At 37.3% G+C, this 4,193-nt stretch carries 5 protein-coding genes; all 5 read right to left on the bottom strand.

Features of this window, described 5'->3' with window-relative positions; all coding sequences use genetic code 11:
* Positions 1-588: 588 nt before the first annotated feature.
* The 5 genes from H4J39_RS00085 to H4J39_RS00065 all read right to left on the bottom strand — a co-directional run bounded on the left by H4J39_RS00085 (position 589) and on the right by H4J39_RS00065 (position 3,927).
* The gene (locus H4J39_RS00085) at positions 589-873 is read right to left on the bottom strand and encodes a hypothetical protein (RefSeq protein ID WP_182225432.1); all 285 of its coding nucleotides are present in this window, start codon (positions 871-873) and stop codon (positions 589-591) included.
* 566 nt (positions 874-1,439) lie between these two features.
* Positions 1,440-1,907 carry a nuclear transport factor 2 family protein gene (locus tag H4J39_RS00080; RefSeq protein ID WP_182225431.1) on the bottom strand — a complete coding sequence of 156 codons (468 nt, stop codon included), beginning with the start codon at positions 1,905-1,907 and terminating at the stop codon, positions 1,440-1,442.
* A 143-nt stretch (positions 1,908-2,050) separates the two neighbouring features.
* The gene (locus H4J39_RS00075; RefSeq protein ID WP_182225430.1) at positions 2,051-2,287 is read right to left on the bottom strand and encodes a hypothetical protein; all 237 of its coding nucleotides are present in this window, start codon (positions 2,285-2,287) and stop codon (positions 2,051-2,053) included.
* A 462-nt stretch (positions 2,288-2,749) separates the two neighbouring features.
* The gene (locus H4J39_RS00070; RefSeq protein WP_182225429.1) at positions 2,750-3,451 is read right to left on the bottom strand and encodes a toll/interleukin-1 receptor domain-containing protein; all 702 of its coding nucleotides are present in this window, start codon (positions 3,449-3,451) and stop codon (positions 2,750-2,752) included.
* A 224-nt stretch (positions 3,452-3,675) separates the two neighbouring features.
* Positions 3,676-3,927, bottom strand: coding sequence for a hypothetical protein (locus H4J39_RS00065; protein ID WP_182225428.1), 252 nt, complete (start codon positions 3,925-3,927; stop codon positions 3,676-3,678).
* Between the last annotated feature and the right edge of the window lie 266 nt (positions 3,928-4,193).

The raw sequence follows: 4,193 nt of genomic DNA, 5'->3' as shown, positions 1-4,193 counted from the left end.
AACTCAATCTATGTAGTTTTTTTTCTATGCGTTGAAGTTGCTCTATTTTTTGAAACTCAGCTATAGCTTTAACATCTTCCATTGAATTCAATTCCATCTGCGGACTCTCCTTTACGTATAACGCCCTATTAAGCGGCGAAAAATTGTTGGCTAAAATTGCGAGGAACGAAGCTAGCCAACTGTTTATCGTCCGTTTGAATAGCTTGTTATGTAATTGGTTATTATGAATTTTATACTAACAAATAATTCTAAAATTAAACAGATAAACGGAAGAAACAAAACACACCCACCGCCTAACATAAACCTAACTGTGAATTTTGAGCCACCAAATAAACGTAAAAAGCGTGACACAAATTTAGCTTTGCGACAAAACTCATTTTATAGCGAAAAACACCAAACTACAAAGCGAAAACTCAAGGCAAAAAACACTAAACCAACTTGAAACCACCAAACTTATTACAAGAATTTACCCTTAAAAGAAGGCGGTACATAACGCCACGTTAAGCGGCAAAAAATTGTTGGCTAAAATTGTGAACGGAGTGAAACAGCCAACTGTTTTTTGTCCGTTTGAACGCCTTGTTAGCTGTATTATGCCACCTGAACATAGCCAAATGGTAACAAAGCTAGCATTAAAATACATAAGCTACTGATAAAAATGAATATCCATTGAGCATCAGACGCTTTCGATTTTTCTCGCAATACAAAATTGGCAACCTTAGAGTTTTTATAAATTAACGCTATGCTGCCTAAAATAAAGAGCAAATATAAACCAGCCAATACATCTATAAAGAGTTCGCCTGTAATACCACGTACTAAATTAATAATTAGGCTGAAACCAACAAGAAATATTAAAGCCTTTTTTAAAAATTCCATTCTAAAGTGATACCAAAAAACATCACCGCCGCATATCCAATAAATCTTGGATTTCCTCAATGGATACTTCGACTCAGACACAAATATTTCCTTATACAGCTAACGACCATATTAAGCGGCAAATAATAGTTGGCTAAAAATAGAGAGCGAAGCGAACAAAGCCAACTGTTATTTGTCCGTTTGAATTGCTTGTTAGGTGAAGTTTATTTGTAAATACAAAACCTTAAAGCAAACACTGAAAGTTAATGTTACATTCGCCACTTTATAAACACAACAGCTAGATTTTGAGCCACAACACCAAACAATGAAAAGCCAATTCGCAAGGACATTTTGTCTTTGGTAATGCCCGAAGACTATATTGGCATAAATGACGTAGGACTTGGCGAAACACTCCAAAACCATATTTAGAAAATACAAACGCTAGATTAAATTGGCAAATACTTTAAACAATTAAAACGAAGTGGCGATTACACCTAACGCCTTGCTAAGCGGCTAAGTACAATTTGCTAAAATGCGCGGAGCGCGAGCAGACTGTACGTGTCCGTTTGAGCAACTTGTTATGTAAATTATTTACCATACCTGCGAATAACAGATACCTTGCCATTTTCTAACTCGATAACATCTAGTACAACTTTGCTATAACTGAATTCTGAGCCGTCTGAACGTAGACCTTTAGCAGAGTAGCTATGCTTAAATGCAATTGAGTTGTAACCAACAATATACTCTATTAATTTTGAATCATAACCAGTATGAACTCCCAAATATCGAGTCATCCCTTTACGCATCATTTCTTTCCCGTCAGGTTCTCTAGAATCATCGGGAGCATTAGGGAAATGTTGATTACCAACATCATCAGTTAAGAATGATAAGTAATGCTCTAAATCTTCTTTAGAAGCATTAGGTTGTTGAGTTTTTACCTTTGCTTCATAGTATTCTTGAAAAAATTTATCGTAATCAACTATATTTTCATTGGCTAATACATTTGTTGAAAGACAAGTAATTAAAACAGCTACGATTGATATAAATTTATTCATTTGTGCTCCTTAGTATGAGATTCACATAACGCCCATATTAAGCGGCTAAAAATTGTTGGCTAAAATGTTGAACGAAGTGAAAACAGCCAACTGTTTTTTGTCCGTTTGAATGCCTTGTTAGGTGAATATTACGATTAACAACTTTAATCGCAACCACCAGAGTCACCAAAATCTCTTGAGAAAAAGTCAGCTCCACCACCAGATGAATTTCCTGAAATATTTGTTTTCTTTTTCAAGGACTCGCTTAGCTGATTATCTAAGTTATCTACTTCATTTTCTGAGAACAATAATTCTTTTGGCAGAGCTTCACCGCAAAACTCACATTTATTAACTCTGCGGTTATAAATTGGCCTTTCACAACTTGGGCATACAAATTTCACAGATTGGGACTCCATTCACCTAACGCCCATATTAAGCGGCAAAAATTGTTGGCTAAAATGTTGAACGAAGTGAAAACAGCCAACTGTTTTTTGTCCGTTTGAATTGCTTGTTAGGTTAAATTTATTATAGAACCAAATAGTTAAAGCAAACTTTGAAAGTTAATATAACCGCACCACGGCTAAATGCCAAACCATTATTTTGAGCCATGACATAAAAGTATTTTTAGCGCACAACACAAATGTTATTGCTGGACTCTCGACAATGATTCGCGACATTTATAAAACGTTTAGGCGAAAACCCACGAAACAGAATTACCACCAAACTAATAATATAAACACATAAGTTGGTTAACAATAAAAACCGAAAAGTGGTGCCACCTAACGTTTTGCTAAGCGGCTAAGTACAATTTGCTATAATGCGCGAAGCGCGAGCAAACTGTACGTGTCCGTTTGAGCAACTTGTTAGAGCGCTACTAATTCAGCTAATTTTGCTGCAATATTCTTTATCGGATCTTCTGCGGTGTCTAAGCCACTTCGAGATCCAAGTAATGGACTAGCATCGCGAAGATCATCATATGTTGTATCGTGTACAATAGGAACGAGAAGGTCTGTCGCTAGAAGTGCAGAAAGCTCTTTGTCGGCAACACCTTCTCCTGCAATACGATTTAAAAACGATGGAGTAACCAAAACGATACCGATTCGTGATTTTACCAACCCTTTATCGATCTCACGGAGTAAGTTGGAGCCGAGGAGAACGTCCTTCTCACTGAACCAAACAGAAACTCCGAGAGACTCGAGAAGATCGTGTAACTCTTTGGCAACCCCCTTTCGGTCATCCCACGCGTGACACAGAAATATGTCTCGTAAATCAGGTTTAGAAGCTCGTCTCTCTACGTTTGCGCGAACTGGCGTGAGTGTTCGCACATCAGTAGGATTGTACGCCACAGACGATCCCGCTTTTGACCAACGTGGTCTAGCACTACTAGAACCACCGCTACTTCCAGAGCCGCTGGGGCGACTCCCACCTGAGGAGTATGACGAAGGTGAATATGATGATGGAGATGAATATCCACCATAGCTACGACCACGACTACTACATGCAGGGCATGCCGCTGCTCCACTCGCTGTACGATGTCCATTACTTGGTGCTGTGCATCTTGCCATCTTTTTATTATCCTTTTTTGTAATGTTCTTTAGATTAAGTTAAAAGTCTTACTGTATCAAAACTTGAAATTTAGCGACGAAATGTGCAGTTCATCCTAGCGCTCTAACGCCCAATTAACGGGCAAAATATTGTTGGCTAAAATTAGTGAACGTAGTGAACAAAAAGCCAACTGTATTTTGTCCTTGTTGAATTGCTTGTTATAAGTAAATTTAGATAAACTGCTTTAACCGTTATCTATGAGACTTTTAATTTCAGCCCTTAAACGTATTAAAGAATCTAAATGGTTACTTGAGGATTTTTTACCCATTTCTTCAGCCTGCCTAGAGTGAGAAAATTTAACAATATTTAATGCCATATCTATTTTTTCAATTAAAGCAAAAGCATCATCTGGTATTGGATTAATCCATTGTAGTGAAGATGATAAATCCTCTGTTCCACTTTTAGATAATGACTTGATTAGTTCATCAGAATGCATAAGTTACCTTTACTTATAACGCCCTACTAAGCGGCTAAAAATAGTTGGCTATAATTTGCGAGGGACGAGCACAGCCAACTGTTTGTGTCCGTCTTGAGTTGCTTGTTAGGTGAACAGCTTTGTAAATACAATAACTTAAATCAAACTTTAACAATAATATAACATTCGCCACTTAATAAACACAACTGCTAGATTTTGAGCCACAACACCAAACAGTGAAAAGCCAATTCGCAAGGACATTTTGTTTTTAGGTAATGCCCGAAGAC

It is taken from the genome of Colwellia sp. Bg11-12, assembly GCF_014076955.1.
Taxonomy (GTDB): Bacteria; Pseudomonadota; Gammaproteobacteria; order Enterobacterales; family Alteromonadaceae; genus Colwellia_A.
Note: the sequence above shows the minus strand (reverse complement) of the source record. Positions and strands in the feature narration are given on the sequence as shown.

What these genes read in the sequence shown, in the direction of transcription:
- H4J39_RS00085 (WP_182225432.1), bottom strand. Translation starts at nt 873, where the DNA reads ATGGAATTTTTAAAAAAGGCTTTAATATTTCTTGTTGGTTTCAGCCTA.
- H4J39_RS00080 (WP_182225431.1), bottom strand. Translation starts at nt 1,907, where the DNA reads ATGAATAAATTTATATCAATCGTAGCTGTTTTAATTACTTGTCTTTCA.
- H4J39_RS00070 (WP_182225429.1), bottom strand. Translation starts at nt 3,451, where the DNA reads ATGGCAAGATGCACAGCACCAAGTAATGGACATCGTACAGCGAGTGGA.
- H4J39_RS00065 (WP_182225428.1), bottom strand. Translation starts at nt 3,927, where the DNA reads ATGCATTCTGATGAACTAATCAAGTCATTATCTAAAAGTGGAACAGAG.